This is a genomic window from Mycobacterium sp. E2238 (assembly GCF_001672665.1).
GTDB lineage: Bacteria > Actinomycetota > Actinomycetes > Mycobacteriales > Mycobacteriaceae > Mycobacterium.
Genome location: NZ_LZKF01000258.1, coordinates 88,092 through 109,789, shown reverse-complemented (window position 1 = coordinate 109,789; position 21,698 = coordinate 88,092). Strand labels below are relative to the sequence as shown.

The window sequence follows — 21,698 nt, the reverse complement described above, 5'->3', positions numbered from 1 at the left end:
CCACGATGACACAGACTGTGGTAGTCACCGGAGCCAGCGCCGGCATCGGCCGGGCCACCGCCCAACTGTTCGGGCAACGCGGGGCGAACGTCGCCCTGCTCGCCCGCGGGTCCGCCGGGCTGGACGGCGCGGCCCGCGACGTCGAATCCGGTGGCGGCAAGGCGCTCAGCATTCCCACCGACGTCGCCGACCACGCGGCCGTGGCCGCCGCCGCCGACGAGACCGAGGCGACGTTCGGCCCCATCGACGTCTGGGTGAACGTCGCGTTCACCTCCGTGTTCGCGCCGTTCAGCGAGATCAGCGCCGAGGAGTTCAAGCGCGTGACCGAGGTGTCCTACCTCGGATACGTGCACGGCACCATGGCGGCGCTGGCGAAGATGCGGCCACGCGACCGCGGCACCATCGTGCAGGTCGGCTCCGCGCTCAGCCAGCGATCCATCCCGCTGCAATCGGCCTACTGCGGTGCCAAGCACGCCATCAACGGTTTCACCGAATCGGTGCGTTGCGAACTGCTGCACGAGCACTCCAAGGTGCGGATCACCGTGGCGCAGATGCCCGCGGTCAACACCCCGCAGTTCTCCTGGGTGCTGTCCCGGCTGCCGCGCCATCCCCAACCCGTGCCGCCGATCTACCAGCCGGAGGTCGCCGCCCGCGGCGTCGTGTATGCCGCCGATCATCCGGAGCGCAAACAGTATTGGGTCGGCGACAGCACCATGGTGACGCTGCTGGCGCAGAAGTTCGTCGCGCCGCTGCTGGACCGCTACCTGGGCCGCACCGGTTACGACTCGCAGCAGACCGAGCAGCATGTGCGCCCGGGGCGACCGCACAACCTGTGGCATCCGCTGGACGAAGAGCCCGGCAGCGACCACGGCGCCCACGGCGGGTTCGACGACAAGTCCCACACGCTGAGCCCGCAGCTGTGGGCGTCGCAGCACCCGGTCGTCAGCGGTACGAGCGCGCTCGGCGCGGCCGGACTGGGCGCGTGGCTCGCCGCGCGCCGGTGGACGCGATGACCCTCGACGCACGCATCGACGAGGTCACCGCACGGGTCTACGAAATCCCCACCGACGCACCGGAAGCCGATGGCACCCTGCCCTGGTCGTCGACCACCCTGGTGCTGGCCGAGGTTGCCGCGGACGGGCGGCGCGGGATCGGCTACACCTACGCCGACGGCGCGTGCGGCGCGCTGATCAACGGGCCGCTCGCCGGCACGGTCACCGGGCGCAGCGCCCTCGACATCCCCGGCGGGTGGCAGGCGATGGTCCGGTCGATGCGCAACAACGGGCGCCCGGGTCTGGTGTCGTGCGCGATCTCGGCGGTCGACACCGCGCTGTGGGACCTCAAGGGCAAACTCCTGGGCCTACCGGTATGCCGCCTGCTCGGCATGGCGCACGACCGGGTTCCGATCTACGGCAGCGGCGGCTTCACCACCTACGACGAGAACACCACCCGCACCCAACTCGAACGCTGGGTGCAGGAGTGGAAGATCCCACGAGTCAAGATCAAGATCGGCGAGTCGTGGGGCTCCGACGAGCGCCGTGACCTTGACCGCATCGCGCTCTCGCGCAAGGTGATCGGGCCGGACGTCGAGCTATATGTGGACGCCAACGGCGCCTACCGCCGCAAGCAGGCCATTCGGATGGCCCACGCAATGTCCGCCCACGACGTCACATGGTTCGAGGAACCCGTCTCCTCCGACGACCTGGCCGGGCTGCGGGAAGTGCGCGACCAGGTCACCCCGGACGTCACCGCGGGCGAGTACGGCTACGACCTGGCCTACTTCAACCGGATGCTCGCCGCCGACGCGATCGACTGCCTGCAGATCGACGTCACCCGCTGCGGCGGGATCACCGACTGGCTGCGCGCCGCCGCCGTGGCCGCCGCCCGCAACGTCGACGTGTCCGGCCACTGCGCCCCCAACCTGCACGCCCACGTGGCCAGCGCCATCCCGAATCTGCGGCACCTGGAGTACTTCCACGACCACCACCGCATCGAGCACATGCTGTTCGACGGCGCCCTGCCGCCCGACGGTGGGGCGCTGCGGCCGGACCAGGACCGGCCCGGGCTGGGCCTCGAGTTCAAACACGCTGACGCCGAGCCGTATCGAAAAGCCTGATCCATGAATGGACCCGCGCGAAAGTGGGCATTGATATGCGAGGGACATAGTTACGGATCTGAAGGGGCATGCGCGATGACCGTTGACTTTGAAGACGAGGCTGTGGACAGGCCCAACGAGGAGCCCGCCCATCACGGTTCGGCCGACTCGGCGTGCGAGGCGTTCATGTCCGATGCCGTCGACGAGCAAGACCTGAACGCGGTCGACTTGGTCCTGGGCCTCGGCGAGCCGCAGAGTGTCGGCCGGTTCCGGTTCTTCCTGGACGGCCACCGCTGGGAGTGGTCGGCGGCGGTCGCCCGCATGCACGGATACAAGCCGGGACAGGTGCAGCCCACCACCGAGCTGCTGCTCAAACACAAGCACCCAGACGACCGCGAGCGCGTCGCCGCCGTCCTGGAACGCGTGATGCACGGCAAGCCGTTCAGCAGCCGCCACCGCATCATCGACACCGGCGGGCGCACCCACTGCGTCGTCGTCGCGGGCGACCGGATGCTCGACGACCACGGCACCCCGCTCGGGACGTCCGGCTTCTACGTCGACGTCACCGACTCGCTGCAGACCGACATCAACAACGTGCTGTCGGCGGTCGCCGACGCCCGGGCCCGAATCGAACAGGCGAAGGGCGTCCTCATGGCCGCCTATGGCATCTCCGCGGAGCGGGCGTTCGACATCCTGGTCTGGCGATCCCAGGAAACCAACCTGAAACTGCGCGACCTCGCCAGCCGCTTCCTGGACGCGGTGGCCAGCAAGGCATCGGCGGAGACCCAGAGCGAAGTCGACCGGGCGCTGCTGACCCTCGAATAGCCGCAGTAGGGTCGGGCCGGTGGCACACCTATTGGGAGCCGAGGCCATCCACCTCGAATACCCGACCCAGCTGGTATTCGAATCGGTGACGCTGGGCGTGAACGACGGCGCCCGCATCGGCATCGTCGGACGCAACGGGGACGGCAAATCCAGCCTGCTGCGGTTGCTGACCGGCCAGCTGCAGCCCGACTCCGGCCGCGTCACCCGCCGCAGCGGGTTGCGGGTGGGCGCGCTGAGCCAGGCGGACACCCTGGACCCGGACCACACCGTGGGCTGGACGCTGGTCGGCGACACGGCCGAACACCAATGGGCCGGTGACCCGCGGGTGCGCGACGTGGTCGGCGGCCTGGTCTCCGACATCGGCTGGGACGCCGCGATCTCGACGCTGAGCGGCGGCCAGCGCAGGCGCGTCCAGCTGGCCAGGCTGCTGGTCGGCGAGTGGGACGTCATCGCGCTCGACGAGCCCACCAACCACCTGGACATCGAGGGCATCGCCTGGCTCGCGGAACACCTACGCCAACGCTGGGCACGCAATACCGGCGGGCTGCTGCTGGTGACGCACGACCGCTGGTTCCTGGACGAGGTCGCCACCACGACGTGGGAGGTGCACGACGGGATCGTGGAGCCGTTCGAGGGCGGTTACGCGGCCTACGTGCTGCAGCGCGTCGAGCGCGACCGGATGGCCGCCGCCACCGAAGCCAAGCGGCAGAACCTGATGCGCAAGGAGCTGGCCTGGCTGCGGCGCGGCGCGCCAGCCCGCACCTCGAAGCCCAAGTTCCGCATCGAGGCGGCCAACCAGCTGATCGCCGACGTGCCCCCGCTGCGAAACAACGTCGAGCTGGCCAAGCTGGCGACCGCCCGGCTCGGCAAGGACGTCATCGATCTGCTCGACGTGTCGGTCGCGTTCGACGGCCACCCGGTGCTGCGCGACGTCGAATGGCGGATCGCCCCGGGCGAACGCACCGGCATCGCCGGCGCCAACGGCGCCGGGAAGTCGACGCTGCTGGGGCTGATCGCCGGGAGCATCAAGCCGGACACCGGACGCGTCAAGCGCGGCAAAACCGTCCAGCTGGCCGTGCTCGACCAGCAGGGCGACGCCCTGGCCGGGCTCGCCGACGACCGCATCGCCGACGTGCTGGGCCGGCTCCCCGGCGGGTACGAGGTCGAGGGCCGCGAGGTGACGCCCGCCCAACTGCTGGAGCGGCTCGGCTTCGGCCGGGGACAGCTCTCGGCCCGGATCGGCGAACTCTCCGGCGGGCAGCGGCGGCGCCTGCAGCTGATGCTCACGCTGCTCTCCGAGCCCAACGTGCTGCTCCTCGACGAGCCGACCAACGACGTCGACACCGACATGCTCACCGCCATGGAAGACCTGCTCGACTCCTGGCCCGGCACCCTGATCGTCGTCTCCCACGACCGCTACCTGCTCGAGCGGATCACCGACCAGCAGTACGCCGTTCTCGACGGCCGGTTGCGGCACCTGCCCGGCGGCATCGACGAGTACCTGCGGCTGGCCCCCCACCGGGCGGCCCAGGCGGAGGCCGAGCCGCCTGCCGCCGCCGCTCCGGTTGAGCTGGCGGGGATTTCGGGAGCCGAGCGGCGGGCCGCGGAGAAGGAGCTGGCCGGCGTCGACCGCCAGCTCGCGCGGCTGGCCGGGCGGATCGCGGACAAACACCACGAACTGGCCGAGCACGACCAGGCGGACCACGTCGGCATCACCCGGCTCACCCAGGAGTTGCGTGCGCTCGAAGACGAGGTTGCCGCGACGGAGAGCCGCTGGCTGGATCTGTCGGAGGCGCTGGAGTGAGGCGCGCGCTCAGCGCCAGCGCAAGAGCACGAGCTCGGAGCTGAATCCCGGGCCCATCGCGAGCATCAGCCCGGGGCTGCCGCCGGGCGGCGGCTTGGCGATGGTGTCACGCAGGATGTGCAGCACCGAGGCCGACGACAGGTTCGCGATCTCGCCCAGCGAGCGCCAGGTCAGCTCGAGGGCGTCCGGTGCCAGCCCGAGGCTGTTGCCGATCGCGTTGATGACCTTGGGTCCGCCGGGGTGCGCCACCCAGGCGCCGACGTCGTCCGTCGTCAACCCGTGGGCGCCCAGGAACCTGCTCACGTCGCCCGCCAGGTGGCGGTCGATGAGGTTCGTCAGCTCGGGCGACATCACCAGGTGCAACCCGGTCGGGCTGACGTTCCAGGACATGATGTGCAGCGATTCGGGATAGAGCCGACTGCGGGAGTCGACGATGTCGGGCCCGCCGGGGCTCATGCGGTCGGCGCGACGGTCGCCGACAGCTACCACGGCGGCGGCCCCATCGCCGAACATGGCGGTTCCCACCAGACCGGAGACGGTCGGCTTGACCGCGGGGAAGGTGAGGGAGCACAGCTCGACCGACACCAGGACCGCGACGCCGTCCGGCGCGCCGCGCAGGTAGTCGTGCAGTTGGCCCACGCCCGCCGCCCCGGCCGCGCAACCCAGACCGAACAGCGGAACCCGGCGCACGTCCGAGCGCAGTCCGAGCCGGCCGGCGATCCTCGCGTCGAGTGACGGCACGGCAACGCCGGTGACCGTGGTGGTGGCGATCATGTCGATGTCCTGTGGCCGCAGGCCCGCCTCGTCCAGCGCGCCCAGCAACGCTTCGCAGCCGAGTTCGACGGCGCGTTCGATGAAGACCTCGTTCGCCTCGCCGAAATCGGTCAGCGACGGGTACCGCTCCAGCGGCAGGACCAAGTGGCGGCTGTTGACCTTGGCGGCGGCGTGCAACCGCCGAACGACCTCTTCGTGCTCCTTCAATGCGGGGAATTCGACGATCTGGTCGGTGATTTCGGCCTGGCTGTAACGATGCGGCGGCAACGCTCCGCACACGCCCGCGATGACGCTCATGCCCAACCCTCTTGCTTGCGTCCCAGCTCAAAAGGGACTTTCATCAATTCCCGAAGTCTAGGCCGTTCCGAGTGGCCCGGCAAAAAAACGGCGTATTCGACATGTGTTGTATTGCATCGAGATTCCGTCATTCGGCGTCCTCGTCGTCGCCGGAATTCAGCGCCATCGCGATCAGGGCGTCGGGGCTCAACGAGTCGATCATGTCGATGACCGGTTCGGCGACAACGCTTTCCGGGCCCCCGGCGAGCAGCAGAAGTTTGTCGAGCAATCCCGTTCTTCGAAGCTCGGCGAGCGGGATGCCGCGCAGCGTCGACCACACCTTTTCCTCGTCCGATTCGTCGTCTTCGCCGCGGAACAACTGCCGGCGCAGATGATCGGCCAGCGCCGCGGGGGTGGGATAGTCGAAGATCAGGGTCCGCGAAAGCGCCAGCCCGGTCGCCGTGGTCAGCCGGTTGCGCAGTTCGACGCCGGTCAGCGAGTCGAACCCGAGGTCGGCGAAGGCACGATCGCGGTCGATGGCTCGGCCGTCCGGATGACCCGACACGGCGGCCGTGTGCTCGCAGACCAGCTCGGCAAGCCGGCTCTGCTGCTGCGCGGGGTCCAGGGCGTGCAATTGTTCGGCCAGCCCCGGCGACCGGGTTACCTTGCCGGGCAACGCATTATGCTCGTCACCGAGCCAGAACCGTTGCCGGGCAAAGCCATACGTGGGCAGGTCGACCCGGCGCGCATGCGAGCCGTCGAACACGGCCGGCCAGCTCACGCCCACTCCGGCGGTGAAGAGCCGGCCTGCCGCGCTGAGCACCGACTCGATCTCCGGAGCATCCTTGGGCACGGTGACCACCGAGATCGGCCGGTCGGTGGCCAGCGATTGGTCGACCGCGGCGCTCAACCCACCGCCCGGGCCCACCTCGACGAACACCGTCGCCCCCAAGGCCTCGGCGGTGCGCACGCCGTCGAGAAAACGCACCGGCCGGCGCACGTGCTCGACCCAGTAGTCGGCGGACCCGTACCCCGTTCCGGCCGGCTCTCCGGAGACGTTGGACACCAGGCAGATTCGCGGCCGTCGCGGCTCGATGTCGGCCACCCGATGCGCGAACTCCTCGAGCATCGGCTCCATCGACGCCGAGTGAAACGCGTGCGAGACCGCCAACCGGTGCGTCCGCCGGCCGGTGCCCGCCAGCCGGTCGGCCACGGTTTCCACCGCGGCCCGCTCACCGGACAGGACCACCGAATTGGGCCCGTTGACCGCCGCGATGCTCACGCCGTCGTTCAGCAGCGGCGCGACCTCGGCCTCGCCGGCGCTCACCGCCACCATCGCCCCGCCGGCCGGCAGCGCCGCCATCAATTCGCCGCGGACCGCCACGATGCGCGCCGCGTCGTCCAGCGACAACACGTCCGCCACGCAGGCCGCGACGATCTCCCCCACCGAATGACCCAGCACCACTTCGGGTGTCACGCCCCAGGACCGCCACAACGCGGCCAGGGCGATCTCGAAGACGAACAGTGCCGGCTGCGCGAACTCCGTGCCCTGCAACAGCTCGGCGTCGGTGCCCCACATCACCTCGCGCACCGGCGACCGCAGGTGGGCGTCGATCGCCGCCGCGGCCTCGTCGAAGGCGTGGGCGAAGGCCGGAAAGCGTTGATGCAGTTGGCGGCCCATGCCCGGCCATTGCGAGCCTTGGCCGGGAAACACGAAGGCCGTCTGGCCCGCCGGCCCGGCCCGGCCCACCACCACACCGGGGGCCGGCCCTCCGGCCGCCAGTCCGGCCAGGCCGCGCGTCAGCACGTCGCGATCTGAGCCCACCAGCACCGCCCGATGCTCGAACACCGAGCGCGTGGTCGCCAACGACCAGCCCACGTCCGCCGCGGTCACGCCCGAGTGGGCCACCCGCTCCGCCAGCCGCCGCGCCTGGTTGGCCAGGGCCTGCTCCGAGCGGGCCGACAGCACCCACGCCACTGACCCGTCAAACTTATCCGCGTGCGGATCCTGTTGCGCGGGAGCCTGTTCCACGATGACATGCGCGTTCGTGCCGCCCATGCCGAACGACGACACCCCGGCCCGGCGCGGACGGCCCGCCGCCGGCCAGCGCAGCGCATCTACGTTGACCCGCAGGTATTCCAGGTCGGGATTTCCGTCGGCGTAGTTGAGGCTCGGCGGAACCACCGAATGCCGCACCGCCAGCACGGTCTTGAGCAGGCCCGCAATTCCCGCGGCGCCCCCGGCGTGGCCGATGTTGGTCTTCACCGACCCCACCCGCAGCGGATGCTCGCGCGCACCGAACACCTCACCCAGCGCCCGTGCCTCGACCGCGTCGCCGACCTTCGTGCCGGTGCCGTGCGCCTCCACGTAGTCGATGTCGCCGCCGCCCAGGCCGGCGGCGGCAAGCGCCCGCCGGATCACGTCGGCCTCACCGGAAACCGACGGCACCGTCTGGCCGGCGGCCGTGTGCCCGGAATTACCCGCCGCGCTGCCCCGGATGACCGCATGAATGCGGTCACCGTCCCGCATGGCCGCCGGCAGCGGCTTGAGCAGCACCAGTCCCCCACCCTCGCCGCGGACGTAGCCGTCCGCGCGCCGATCGAACGCGTAGGTGTGACCCGACGTCGACAGCGCGCCGAATTCGCGTTCCAGCATTGCCGTTTCGTCGGCCAGGTTCAGGTGAACCCCGCCGGCGATCGCCAGCGCCGACTCGCCCGCGCGCAGGCTTTCGCAGGCCAGGTGCACGGCGACCAACGAAGACGATTGACCGGAGTCGACGGTCATGCTGGGACCCTGCAATCCGAAGGCGTACGAGACCCGGTTGGCGATCATCCCGCGGCTGATGCCGGCGAACGAGTGGTGGTCGAGGTGGTCGGCGATGTCGCGCAGGGTGAGGACGGCGTAATCGTCGGCCATCGCCCCGAAGTACACCGAAATCGCCGTTCCGCGAGCGGTTTCGGGAACCACGAAAGCGTCTTCGAAGGCTTCCCACGTCAGTTCGAGCGCCAATCGTTGCCGAGGGTCCATCGCGGACGCCTCCCGCGGCGAGAGGTTGAAGAAGTCGGCGTCGAACTCCGCGACGTCCCCGGGCAGTTGCGTCGCCTCGCGGCCGTCGCGGATGAGATCCCAGAACTCGCGGGGGCTTGCCGCGCCGGGGAATCGGCACGCGAGACCGATGACCGCGACGTCGGTCATGTTAGGGGCCCATCTCTTCGTCGAGGATGGCGAAGAGCTGACTTTCGGTGGCGGTGGCGATGTCGTCGTCGAACGGGTCGTCGGAGTAGTCCGGGTAGGGCACTTCCGCCGGCCCGGTGAGGGTGTTCAGCAAACCTTCGAGCCGGGCGACGAGCTTTGCTTTGTCGTCGGGGCTCCAGTCGGACCGGCCGAGCAGTGCCTGCAACTCGCGGGCCACGTCGTTGAAGCGGGCCATGCGGTTGGGCGGCTCGCCGCTTGCGCCGGTGCTCAGCTGGCTGTCGAGATGCTCGGCCAAGGCCGCCGGGGTGGGGTGATCGAAAATCAGCGTGGGCGAAAGGGGCAGTCCGGTCGCGATTTTGAGCCTGTTGCGCAGCTCCACCGCGGTCAGCGAGTCGAAGCCGAGGTCTCCGAAGGCCTGCTCGCCGTCGACGTCCGCGGTGCTGTGGCCCAACACCCTGGCGGCGTTGCCGCAGACCAGCTCCACCAGCTCGCGCCTCCGCTGCTCGGGCGCCAGGCCGTCCAGCCGCGCGCGCAGGCCCGTCAGCGACACCATGTCGGTCGGGTCGAGAACCCGCCGCGCCGACCGGGTGGCCAGCTGGCTCAGCAGCGGCGGCAGCGCGGCGCCGGCGTGCGCCAGCGCGGCGGTGTCGAGGCGGGTGGCCACGACCGCCGGCGGCTCGGCCAGCAGCGCGGCGTCGAGCAGATCGAGCGCCTGGCGCGTGGACAGCGGGGCGAGCCCGGCGCGGCTCATCCGCGCCTTGTCGCGGTCGGTGAGGTTGCGGGTCATGGCCGACTCCTCTTCCCACATCCCCCAGGCGATCGACAAGCCGGGCAGGCGGTGGGCGTGGCGGTACGCCGCCAGGGCGTCCAGGAAGCTGTTGGCGGCCGCGTAGTTGCCCTGACCCGGGGCGCCCACGATCCCCGCCATCGACGAAAACATCACGAACGCCGAAAGATCCAGCCCCCGGGTCAGCTCGTGCAGGTGCCATGCCCCGTCGACCTTCGAGCGCAGCACAGCGTCGATGCGCTCCGGGGTCAGGGACGCGATCACCGCGTCGTCGAGCACCCCGGCGGCATGGAACACGCCGCGCAGCGGGTAGCGCGCCGGTACCTGCGCCAGCAACCGCGCGACGGCGTCGCGGTCACCGACGTCGCAGGCGATCACGGACACCTGGGCCCCGGCCTCACGCAGCTCGGCGACCAGTCCGGACAGCCCGTCCGCGCGCTCACCGCCGCGGCTGACCAGCATGACGTTCGGCACGCGGTAGCGCTCGACCAGGTGACGCGCCACCGCCGAGCCGGCCATGCCGGTCCCCCCGGTGATCAACGCCGTGCCGCCGGTCAGCCCGGCAGCCCCCTCGGGCATGGTGAGCACGACCTTGCCGATGTGGCGGGCCTGGCTGACGAACCGGTAGGCGTCCGCGGCGCGACGCACATCGAAGGCCTTGACGGGCAATGGCTTCAGAGCTCCGGCCGCGAACAACCGCATCAATTCCGCCCACATCTCCGCGATGCGGTCCGGGCCCGCCTCCATCAGATCGAACGCGCGGTAGGTTTGGGCGATCGCGTCCGGGTCGCGCAGGTCGGTCTTGCCCATCTCGATGAAACGCCCGCCGGGGCCCAACAACCGCAGCGAGGCGTCGGTGAACTCGCCGGCCAGCGAGTTGAGCACGACGTCCATGCCGGCGCCGCCCGTCGCGGCGGAGAACTTTTCCTCGAAGTCCAGGGTTCGCGAATCCGCGATGTGGTCGTCGTCGAAACCCATGGCGCGCAGGGTGTCCCACTTGCCGCGGCTGGCGGTCGCGAACACCTCGGCGCCCCAATGCCGGGCCAGCTGCACCGCCGCCATGCCCACCCCGCCGGCCGCGGCGTGCACCAGCACGCGCTCGCCGGCCCGCAGGCCGCCGAGGTCCGACAGCCCGTAATACGCCGTCAGGAACACCACCGGCACACCGGCCGCCTGGGTGAACGACCAGCCCGGCGGCACCGGGGTCACCAGCCGCCGGTCGACGGCCGCCTCCGACCCCGTCAGGCCCAGGATGCCCATGACCGCGTCGCCAACGGCCAAATCGGTGACGCCGGGCCCGATCTCGGTCACCACCCCCGCGCCCTCGGCGCCCAACTGCGCGAGGCCCGGATACATGCCCAGGGCCACCAGCACGTCGCGGAAGTTCACCCCGGCCGCGGCCACCGCCACCCGCACCTGACCGGCGGCCAGTTCCGCTGGCGGACCGGATACCACCGCCAGGTCCTCCAGCGTCCCGGCATCACCGGCGGCCAGCCGCCAGACCGACGGCGCTTCGGGGAACCGCAGCACCGGGTGCGCCTTGACCGGCTTGAGCCGGGCACCGTAGGCGACGCCCTCGCGCACGATCAATTGCGGTTCCCCGCAGCCGATTACGGACCCGAGGTCGAGGGACCCATCGGAGTCGACCAGCACCGCACGTCCGGGATGCTCGGCCTGCGCCGACCGCACCAGCCCCCACACCGCCGCACCGGCCAGGTCCGACACGTCCTCACCGGGCAGCGCGACCGCCCCCCGGGTCAGCACCACCAGCGGCCCGGACCCGTCGCCCCGGGACTGCAACACGCCCAACGCCTCGTGTGTGGCGGCGTAGACCGAGCCGACCACGCCCGGGCCGTTCGACGCCGGCTGCCACATCTCGGGGGCCGCTTCGAGGCCGTTGTCCGGCAACGGAACCGGGGACCACACCGCCTCCAGCAGTTCGCCACCACCGGAACGCGCCGCCGCGGCCGCCGACAGCTGTGCGGCCGTGACCGGACGCGTCACCAGCTCGCGCACCGACAGCACGGGCAAGCCCGACGAGTCGGCCAGCTCGACCGCCACGGCACCCGTGCCCACCGGCGCCAGCCGCACCCGGACCCGCGACGCCCCGGCCGCATGCAGACACACCCCTTGCCAGGAGAACGGCAGGACGGTCTCGGCCCGCTCGTCGGCCACCCCCAAAGCGTGCAGGGCCGCGTCCAGTACCACCGGATGAATCCCGAAGCCGCCCACCGTGACACCGGCCTGCTGTGGGGCCTCGACCTCAGCGAAGGTCTCGTCGCCCCGCCGCCACACCTTCCGCAGCCCTTGGAAGGCCGGACCATACCCGTAGCCGCGCGCCGCCAAATCGTCGTAGGCGCCGGACACATCGACCGCCTTGGCGCCGACCGGCGGCCACACCGACAGGTCCGCGGCCGGTGCCGGCGAGCCTTCGCTCAACACACCCTGGGCGTGCAGCGCCCACTCCGGGCCGGCCTGCGAGTACACCGCGGCCGCCCGGGATCCGCCTTCGCCGGCGGCGTCCACCACCACCTGCACGCGCACCGTGCCGGCGGGCGGCAGCGGCAACGGCGCCGATAGCGTCAGCTCCTCGATCACCGGACAGCCGACCTCGTCGCCGGCCCGCAGCATCAGCTCCACGAACCCGGCGCCCGGGAACAACACCGTGCCGGTCACCGCGTGATCGGCCAGCCAGGGCTGGGCCGCCGTCGACAGCCGGCCCGTCAGCACCACCCCGCCCGAATCGGGGCGTTCGACCACGGCGCCCAACAGCGCGTGCCCGGCCGCGGTCAGACCCAGGCCGGCGGTGTCCCGCCCGCCCACCGACTCGCTCGGCAGCCAAAACCTGCGCCGCTGAAAGGCATACGTCGGCAGGCCGACCCGGTGGGCGTCCAGGCCGTCGAAGGCCGCGGCCCAGTCCACGTCGGCGCCGGAGGCGAACAGCTGCCCGGCCGCCAGCAGCAGCGAGTCGACTTCGGGGCGGTCCTTGGGCATCGACACCGCCGAAACGGCCGGCTCGGTCGCCAGGGACTGTTCCACCGCGGCCGTCAACGCCGCGCCCGGCCCCACTTCCACGAACGCGCCGGCACCCAGCGATTCGGCCGACCGCACCCCGTCGACGAACCGCACCGGCCGGCGCACGTGCTCGACCCAGTAGTCGGCGGACCCGTATCCGGGTCCGGCCAATTGCCCGGTCACGTTGGAAATCAAGTCGATTCGCGGCGCCCCGGGCGATATCCCGGCCAGCACCGCGGAGAACTCCCCGATCATGGGCTCCATCAGCGGCGAGTGGAATGCGTGCGAGACGGCCAGCTGCCGCACCCGCCTGCCGCAGTCGGCCAGCCGGTCGGCCGCGGCCGTCACGGCGGCCCGCTCGCCCGACAGCACGACCGCGTCGGGGCCGTTGACCGCCGCGACGCTCACATTCTCGTTCAGCAGCGGTGCGACCTCGGCCTCGGTGGCCGTCACCGCCACCATGACCCCGCCCGCCGGCAGCGCCGCCATCAACCGGCCGCGGGCCGTCACCACCCGCGCGGCGTCTGCCAGCGACAGCACCCCGGCCACGCAGGCCGCGGCGATCTCCCCCACGGAGTGGCCGATCACCACATCGGGCGTCACACCCCAGGACTGCCACAGCGCCGCCAGGGCGACCTCGAGCACGAACAACGCCGGCTGGGCAAACTCCGTGCTCTCCAACAACTCCGGGTCGTTGCCCCACATCACGCCGCGCAGCGGTAGCCGCGCGTGGACGTCCACCGCCGCAACGGCCTCGTCGAAGGCCTGGGCGAACACCGGGAAGCGCTCATGCAGTTGGCGTCCCATCCCGAGTCGCTGCGAGCCCTGGCCGGGAAACACGAACGCGCGCTTGCCGACTGGGCGGGTGCGCCCGACCATCACACCGGGGCCCGGTTCCCCGGACGCCACGCCGGCCAGCCCGGACAGCAGGCTGTCGCGGTCGCCGCCCACCAGCACCGCGCGGTGCTCCAGGGCCGCCCGCGTGGTGGCCAGCGACCAGCCCACGTCCACGACGCCCAGTTCCGGGTCGGCGTCCAGGTGGGCCAGCAGCCGCCCCGCCTGGGCGGCCAGCGCGTCGGCCGACCGAGCCGACACCAGCCACGGGATCGCCGCGTCTTGCCGATCGCCTTGCGGCGCAGCATGTTCCGGCTCCGCCGGTGGCTGCTCGACGATCACGTGGGCATTCGTCCCGCTGATCCCGAACGACGACACCCCCGCGCGGCGCTGCCCGTCCCGCGCCGGCCACGGCTGGGGTTCGGTCAACACCGACACCGCACCCGCCGACCAATCCACGTGCGGCGACGGCACATCCACATGCAGCGTCTGGGGCATCACCCCATGCCGCATCGCCTGCACCATCTTGATCACCCCGGCCACTCCGGCCGCCGCCGACGTGTGACCGATGTTGGACTTGATCGACCCCAGCCACAGCGGCCGGTCCGCCGGCCGGTCCTGCCCGTAGGTCGCCAGCAGGGCCTGAGCCTCGATGGGGTCGCCCAAAACCGTTCCCGTGCCGTGGCCCTCGACCACGTCGACGTCCGCCGCCGTCAACCCGGCGTTGGCCAGGGCGGCGCGAATCACCCGCTGCTGCGAGGGCCCGTTGGGCGCGGTCAGTCCGTTCGAGGCGCCGTCCTGGTTCACCGCCGAACCCCGCAGCACCGCGACCACCGGATGGCCCAACCGCCGCGCGTCGGCCAGCCGCTCCAGCACCAGGACGCCCGCGCCTTCCGACCACGACGTCCCGTCCGCCGCGCCGGCGTACACCTTGCACCGGCCGTCCGGGGCCAGCGCCCGCTGCCGGCTGAACTCCACGAACGCGGCGGGCGTGGCCATCACGGTCACACCACCGGCAAGCGCCAGGTCACATTCACCGGAACGCAGCGACTGCGCCGCCAGGTGCATGGCCACCAACGACGACGAACACGCCGTATCCACCGACACCGCAGGGCCTTCCAGGCCCAACACGTAGGACACCCGGCCCGAGGCCACGCTCAGTGTGGAACCGGTCAGCCCGTAGCCCTCCAGCTCGCCCTTCACCTCTCCGCCGTAGCCGGCGTGGATGACACCGGCGAACACTCCGGTCGCCGAGCCGCGCAGTCCCAGCGGGTCAATGCCGGCGCGCTCCAACGCTTCCCACGAGATCTCCAGCATCAACCGCTGCTGCGGATCCATCGCCAGGGCCTCGCTCGGCCCGACCCCGAAGAATCCGGCGTCGAAGTCCGCCGCGTCGCGCAGGAAGCTGCCCTGCCGGGTGTACATCTTCCCGGCCGCGTCCGGGTCCGGGTCGTACAGCCCCTCGACATCCCAGCCGCGGTCCGCCGGAAAGTCCGACACCGCGTCGCGGCCCGCGTTCACCATTTCCCAGAGCGTCTCCGGCGAATCGACCCCGCCCGCGTAGCGGCAGGCCATGCCCACCACCGCGATTGGTTCGGACAGCCGGCCTTCCAGCTCCGAGACGCGTCGCCGGGCCCGCCGGAGATCCGCCGTCAGGCGCTTCAGATAGTCGACGTGCTGCGTGGTATCCGGCATGGTCTCAGTTGCCGAGTTCTTCGTCGAGGATGGCAAAGAGTTCGCTTTCGGTCGCGGCATCGAGGTCGGCGTCGAGGCCCTCGGGGGCGGGGTGGTCGGCGGGGCCCAGGGCGGCGAGCAGGTTGTGCAGGCGGGCCCGCAGCGCCGATCTGTCGCCGGCGGCCCAGTCGGGCCGGCTGAGCAGCGCCTGCAATTCCCGGGTGATGTCGGTGAAGCGGGCCATCAGGTCCGGCTGGTCGCTCGCCGCCGTGCCGGCCAGTTGGGTGTCCAGGTGCCCGGCCAGCACCGCCGGCGTCGGGTAGTCGAAGATCAGCGTGGGTGAAAGCGTCAGCCCGGTAGCCGTTTTCAGCCGGTTGCGCAGTTCGACGGCGGTGAGCGAATCGAAGCCCAGGTCACCGAATGCGCGGCCGGCGTTGATGTCGGCGGGATTGGGCAACCCCAGCACGGTCGCCGCGTTGCCGCAGACCAGGTCGACCAGCTCGCGCTGGCGCGCCTCGGGAGACAGACCGTGCAGGCGCGCGGTGAGACCCGTCATCAGGGCGGTCGCATCGGCGTCGTCGATGACGCGCCGGGTGGTCCGGGCGGCCAGTTCGCTCAGCAGCGGGGGCAGCGCGGCGGCGTTGTCGGACAACGCAACCCGATCCACCCGGGCGGCCATCAGCACCGGGGTGTCGACCAGCATGGCGGCGTCGAACGACTCCAGCGCCTGCTCGGTGGACAGTGGCGCGATGCCGAGCCTGCTCATCCGGGCCTTGTCGCGCTCGCCGAGGTGGGCCGTCATCGCCGAGGCCTGCTCCCAAAGGCCCCACGCCAGCGACAAGCCCGGGAGCCCGTGCGATCGCCGGTAGGCGACCAGCCCGTCGAGGAAACTGTTGGCCGCCGCGTAATTGGCCTGGCCCGGGGTGCCGACGATGCCGGCCATCGACGAAAACACCACGAACGCAGACAGATCAAGCTCCCGGGTCAGCTCGTGCAGGTGCCAGGCCCCGTCGACCTTGGCCCGCAGCACCGCGTCCACCCGGTCCGGGGTCAATGACAGCACCAGCCCGTCGTCGAGGATGCCGGCCGCGTGCACCACACCGCGCAGCGGATACTCCGCCGGTATCCGCGCCAGCATCGCCGCGACCGCGTCACGGTCGGACACGTCGCACGCCACCACCGACACCCGGGCGCCGGCCTGCTGCAGGCGATCAACCACCTCCGCCACCCCTGCGGCCTCAGCGCCGGCGCGGCTGGCCAGGACCACATGGGCGACGCCATAGCGGTCGACGAGGTGATGCGCCAGCGCCGAGCCGGCCATGCCGGTGCCGCCGGTGATCACCACGCTGCCGCCGGCCAGGCCGCCACACCCGCTCAGCATCGCACCGGGCCCGGACGGGATGGTCAACGCGACCTTGCCGATGTGGCGGGCCTGGCTGACGAACCGATACGCCGCCGAGGCGCATCGCACGTCAAAGGCCTTGAGCGGCAACGGCGTCACGGCGCCGTCCCTCAGCAGCCCGACGATCTGGGCCAGCATCGCCGCGGTGCGGTCGGCGCCGGCCTCCAGCAGATCGAAGGCGCAATACCGCGCGCCCCGATACCGTTCGGCGATGACGCGCGGGTCGCGGACGTCGGTCTTGCCCATCTCGATGAACCGCCCGCCGGGGGCCAGCAGCCGCAGCGAGGCGTCGGTGAACTCACCGGCCAGGGAGTTGAGCACCACGTCGACCCCGGCCCCGCCGGCGGCCGCCGAGAACTTCTCCTCGAAGTCCAGCGTCCGGGAGTCGCCGATGTGGTCCTCGTCGAAGCCCATCGCGCGCAGGGTATCCCACTTGCCGCGGCTCGCGGTGGCGAAGACCTCGGCGCCCCAGTGCCGCGCCAGCTGGACCGCGGCCATGCCCACCCCGCCGGTGGCGGCATGCACCAGCACCCGCTCGCCGGCGCGCAGCCCGGCCAATACCGACAACCCGTAGAGCGCGGTGAGGAACACCACCGGAACTCCCGCGGCCGTGACCAGCGACCAGCCCTCCGGCACCCGCGTGACCAACCGCTGATCGACCACCGCCTCGGAACCGACCACCCCCAGCAACCCCATCACCGCATCGCCGACCGTCAGCCCCGCCACGCCGGGGCCGACCTCGACGACGACGCCCGCGCCCTCGGCCCCCAACTGCCCGCCGCCGGGATACATGCCCAAGGCCACCAACACATCCCGGAAGTTCACCCCTACCGCGGCCACCGCCACCCGGACCTGCCCGGCCTCGAGTTCCACCCGCGGGCACGGGCTGACCACCAGGTCTTCCAGCGTGCCCCCGCCGCCGGCATCCAGCCGCCAGCCCCCGGAGGGCAGCCGCAGCACCGCTCCCCGTCGCGCGGGCCGCATCCGGGGGGCGTAGGCCACTCCCCCGCGCACCGCCAATTGCGGTTCGCCGCAGCCGATAACCGCGCGCGTGTCCAGCGATCCGTCGGAGTCGATCAGCACCACCCGGCCCGGGTGCTCGGCCTGGGCCGACCGCACCAGCCCCCACACCGCCGCACCGGCCAGGTCCGCGACGTCCTCACCGGCGAGCGCGACCGCCCCACGGGTCTGTACCGCCAGCGTTCCGGACCCCTCGTCGCGCAACCACGATTGCAGCTCACCCAGCGCCTCGGTGGTGGCCGCGTGCACCGACCGGACCACGTCGCCGCCGTGGGCGCCCGGCTCCCACAGCGTGGCGTCGGAATCATTGCCGCTCAACGCTATCGGTGCCCACGCCACCTCGAACAACCCCTCGGCGGGTGCGGCCGCGAGCGACAGCTGCTCGGCCGAGACGGGGCGCATCGCCATCGAACGCGCCGAAAACACCGGCAGCCCGGAGCCGTCGGCCAATTCCACCGACACCGCCCCGGCGCCGGAGGGCGCCAGCCGGACCCGCGCCCGCGATGCGCCCGCCGCGTGCAACGACACCCCCTGCCAGGAGAACGGCAGCATGGTCTGGCCCTGCCCCGCGGCGACACCGAGCGCGTGCAGCGCCGCGTCCAACAGCACCGGGTGTATGCCGAAGCCGCCGTCTTGCGCGCCGGCGTCGTCCGGCAGCGCGATGTCGGCGAAGATCTCGTCGCCCCGGCGCCACATCGCCCGCAGGCCGCGGAAGGCCCGGCCGTACTCGTAGCCCCGCTCCGCGAGCCGCGCGTAGGCGTCGGCCACGTCCACCGGCGCCGCGCCCGGCGGCGGCCACACTGACAGATCCCCGGCCGGCGGCACCGCCGCGGGGCGCACCACGCCCTGGGCGTGCAGCACCCAATCCGACTGAGCGGCGGCCGAATACACCGACAGCTCGCGCTGCCCCGACTCGGTGGCGGCGCCGACCACCACCTGCACCTGCACGCCGTCCGCCACGGGCAGCACCAACGGGGCCGACAACGTCAGCTCCTCGAGCGCCGCACAACCGACCTCGTCACCGGCCCGGATGGCCAGCTCCACGAACCCCGCACCGGGGAACAACACCGTGCCGCCCACCGCGTGGTCGGCCAGCCACGGCTGCGCGGCCGTCGACAGTCGGCCCGTCAGGACCACCCCGCCGGAATCGGGCCGCTGCACCACCGCGCCCAGCAGGGCGTGCCGCGCCCCGGCCAGCCCCAGGGTGGCCACGTCCCCGGAACCCGTCGACCCGCCGGGCAGCCAAAACCGCTGCCGCACGAACCCGTACGTCGGCAGGTCCACGCGCCGCCCGCCGAGACCGGCGATCACGGCCCGCCAGTCCACCGGTAATCCGGCCACGTGGGCCTGGCCCGCCGAGAGCCAAAACCGTTGCAGCGAACCGTCGTCGCGACCCAGCGACGGGACCACGAACGCGTCGCCACCGCAGTCGGCCACCGTCTCCTCGACGGCGGCGAGCAGCACGGGGTGCGGGCTGGACTCGACGAACACGCCATACCCGGCCCCGCACGCGTTGCGCACCGCCCGTTCGAACTGGACCGGTTGCCGGATGCTGCGGTACCAGTAGTCGGCGTCCAGGCCCGCGGTGTCGATCAGGTCACCGGTGACGGTGGAATACAGGGCAACCGGGGACGACCGCGGCGCGATGCCGGCCAGCGCTTCGCCCAGCTCCGCGCGGATCGCGTCGACGTGCCGGGAGTGGGAAGCGTAGTCGACGTCGATCCTGCGGGCACGCACGCCGGCGGCCTCGCAGTGCCGCATCAACTCCTCGAGCGCGTCCACCTCGCCGGACACCACCACCGCGGAAACCCCGTTGACGGCGGCGACATTCAACCGATCGCCCCACCCGGCGATCAATTCCTCGGCGCGGGCCAGGCCGCAGGCCAGCGACACCATGCCGCCCGCACCCGACAATAACACCAGCAGCCGGCTCCGCAGCGCCACCACCCTGGCGGCGTCCTCCAGCGAAAGCGCTCCCGCCACATAGGCGGCCGCGATCTCGCCCTGCGAATGACCGATCACCGCATCGGGGACCACGCCCACCGAGCGCCACAACTCGGCCAGCGACACCATCACCGCCCACAGCGCCGGCTGCACCACGTCCACCCGGTCCAACCCGGGCGCGCCCGGCGCCCCGCGGAGGACGTCGATCAACGACCACTCCACGTGTTCGGCGAGCGCCTTCTCGCAGCGCTGCAGGTGTTCGGCGAAAACCGCCGAACTGTCCAGCAATTCGGCCCCCATGCCGAGCCATTGCGAGCCCTGCCCGGGAAACACGAACACCGTCTTGCCCACCGGTTGCGCCCGGCCCACCACCGCACCCGCGCCCGGCGCGCCGGCGGCCACCCCGGCCAGCTCCGCCAGCAAGCGCTCGCGGTCCGCACCCACCAGCACGGCTCGGTGCTCGAACAGCGACCGCGTCGAGATCAGCGACCACGCCACGTCGACCGTCCGCAGGCCCGGGTCGTCGTTCGCCCGCGCCAGCAGCCGGGCCGCCTGGTTGGCCAGGGCGTCGGCCGACCGGGCCGACAGCACCCACGGCGCCGGCGCGTCATCGCCCGCGGGCGTGGAGCTTTCGGTCTCCGGCGGCGGCTGCTCCACGATGACGTGGGCGTTGGTGCCGCTGATCCCGAACGACGACACCCCCGCTCGGCGCGGCCGGTCCAGCGCCGGCCACTCCCGCGCCTCGGTCAGCAGCGACACCGCCCCCGCCGACCAATCCACATGCGGGGTGGGCACATCCACGTGCAACGTCTTGGGCATCACCCCATGCCGGATCGCCTGCACCATCTTGATCACGCCGCCGGCGCCCGCGGCCGCCGAGGTGTGGCCCATGTTGGACTTGATCGACCCCAGCCACAGCGGCCGGTCCGCCGGCCGGTCCTGCCCGTACGTCGCCAGAACCGCTTGCGCCTCAATCGGATCCCCGAGGGTGGTGCCCGTGCCGTGGCCCTCCACCAGATCCACGTCGGCCGTCCGCAGCCGCGCATCGGCCAACGCGGCGCGGATCACCCGCTGCTGCGACGGCCCGTTCGGCGTCGCCAGTCCGTTCGAGGCACCGTCCTGATTGACCGCCGACCCGCGCAGCAGCGCCAGCACCGGATGCCCGAAACGACGTGCGTCGGAAAGCCTTTCCAGCACCAGCACGCCGACGCCTTCGGAGAAGCCCGTCCCGTCGGCCGCGCCCGCGTAGGCTTTGCACCGCCCGTCGGCGGCCAGTGCCCGCTGCCGGCTGAACTCGATGAACATCGCCGGCGTCGCCATCACCGTCACGCCGCCGGCCAGCGCCAGGTCACATTCGCCGGCGCGCAGCGACCGGGCCGCCAGATGCAAGGCCACCAACGACGACGAACAGGCCGTGTCGACCGAAACGGCCGGACCCTCCAAGCCCAGCGCGTAGGCCACCCGTCCCGAGGCCACACTCAGCGTCGACCCGCGCAGCCCGTAGCGCTCCAGGTGTCCCGGCACCCGCCCCTGGCCGCCGTACGAACCGTGGAAGATCCCCGCGAACACACCCGTCGCCGAGCCCCTCAGGTCGGCGGGGTCAATCCCGGCCCGCTCCAACGCCTCCCAGGACACCTCCAGCAGCAGGCGTTGCTGTGGATCCATCGCCAGCGCCTCGCTGGGCGCGATGGAAAAGAACGCGGCGTCGAAGTCGGCCACGTCGGGCAGAAAGCCGCCGCACCGCGCGTAGGACTTTCCCACCGCGTCGGGGTCTGGATCGAACAGCCCCGACAGGTTCCAGCCGCGGTCCCCGGGGAAATCGGAGACCACGTCGCGGCCCTCGACCACCATCTGCCATAAGGCCTCCGGGGAATCCACGCCCCCGGGGTACCGGCAACCCATTCCGACCACCGCCACGGGTTCGGTTGCCGCGGCGAGGTATTCGCGCGCCTCGCGCTTCAGCCGCTCGTTTTCCTTGAGCGAAGCGCGCAGGGCCCTGACGAGCTCCTCGGGGTTGCTGTTCACGGGACGTGACCTGGGCGAGAAAACACG

General features: G+C 71.8%; 8 protein-coding genes. 4 read left to right on the top strand and 4 right to left on the bottom strand.

Annotated elements, in window-relative coordinates:
- The first annotated feature begins 5 nt into the window (after window positions 1-5).
- The 4 genes from A5711_RS25115 (at window position 6) to A5711_RS25100 (ending at window position 4,724) form a co-directional block, all read left to right on the top strand.
- Window positions 6-1,013, top strand: a complete 1,008-nt coding sequence (locus tag A5711_RS25115; protein ID WP_067951265.1) for an SDR family oxidoreductase — start codon at window positions 6-8, stop codon at window positions 1,011-1,013.
- A complete protein-coding gene (locus A5711_RS25110) occupies window positions 1,010-2,116 on the top strand; it encodes an enolase C-terminal domain-like protein (protein WP_067951308.1) in 1,107 nt (368 codons plus the stop codon). Before A5711_RS25115 ends, A5711_RS25110 begins: the two co-directional genes overlap by 4 nt.
- A 75-nt stretch (window positions 2,117-2,191) precedes the next feature.
- Complete coding sequence (locus tag A5711_RS25105; protein WP_067951263.1) at window positions 2,192-2,920, top strand: PAS and ANTAR domain-containing protein; 729 nt, start codon at window positions 2,192-2,194, stop codon at window positions 2,918-2,920.
- A gap of 19 nt (window positions 2,921-2,939) precedes the next feature.
- Window positions 2,940-4,724 (top strand): ABC-F family ATP-binding cassette domain-containing protein, encoded by a 1,785-nt coding sequence (locus tag A5711_RS25100; protein ID WP_067951262.1) that lies wholly within the window; start codon window positions 2,940-2,942, stop codon window positions 4,722-4,724.
- A gap of 9 nt (window positions 4,725-4,733) precedes the next feature.
- Here the strand turns inward: A5711_RS25100 and A5711_RS25095 are convergent, their stop codons facing one another.
- The 4 genes from A5711_RS25095 to A5711_RS25080 all read right to left on the bottom strand — a co-directional run bounded on the left by A5711_RS25095 (window position 4,734) and on the right by A5711_RS25080 (window position 21,671).
- A complete protein-coding gene (locus A5711_RS25095; protein ID WP_067951260.1) occupies window positions 4,734-5,795 on the bottom strand; it encodes a type III polyketide synthase in 1,062 nt (353 codons plus the stop codon).
- Between the two features lie 127 nt (window positions 5,796-5,922).
- Window positions 5,923-8,970, bottom strand: coding sequence for a type I polyketide synthase (locus A5711_RS25090; protein WP_067951259.1), 3,048 nt, complete (start codon window positions 8,968-8,970; stop codon window positions 5,923-5,925).
- 1 nt (window position 8,971) lies between these two features.
- Window positions 8,972-15,301, bottom strand: coding sequence for a type I polyketide synthase (locus A5711_RS25085; protein WP_067951257.1), 6,330 nt, complete (start codon window positions 15,299-15,301; stop codon window positions 8,972-8,974).
- Window positions 15,302-15,305: 4 nt separating this feature from the next.
- Window positions 15,306-21,671: a type I polyketide synthase gene (locus tag A5711_RS25080; RefSeq protein ID WP_067951255.1), complete on the bottom strand. Its 6,366-nt coding sequence runs from the start codon at window positions 21,669-21,671 to the stop codon at window positions 15,306-15,308.
- Between the last annotated feature and the right edge of the window lie 27 nt (window positions 21,672-21,698).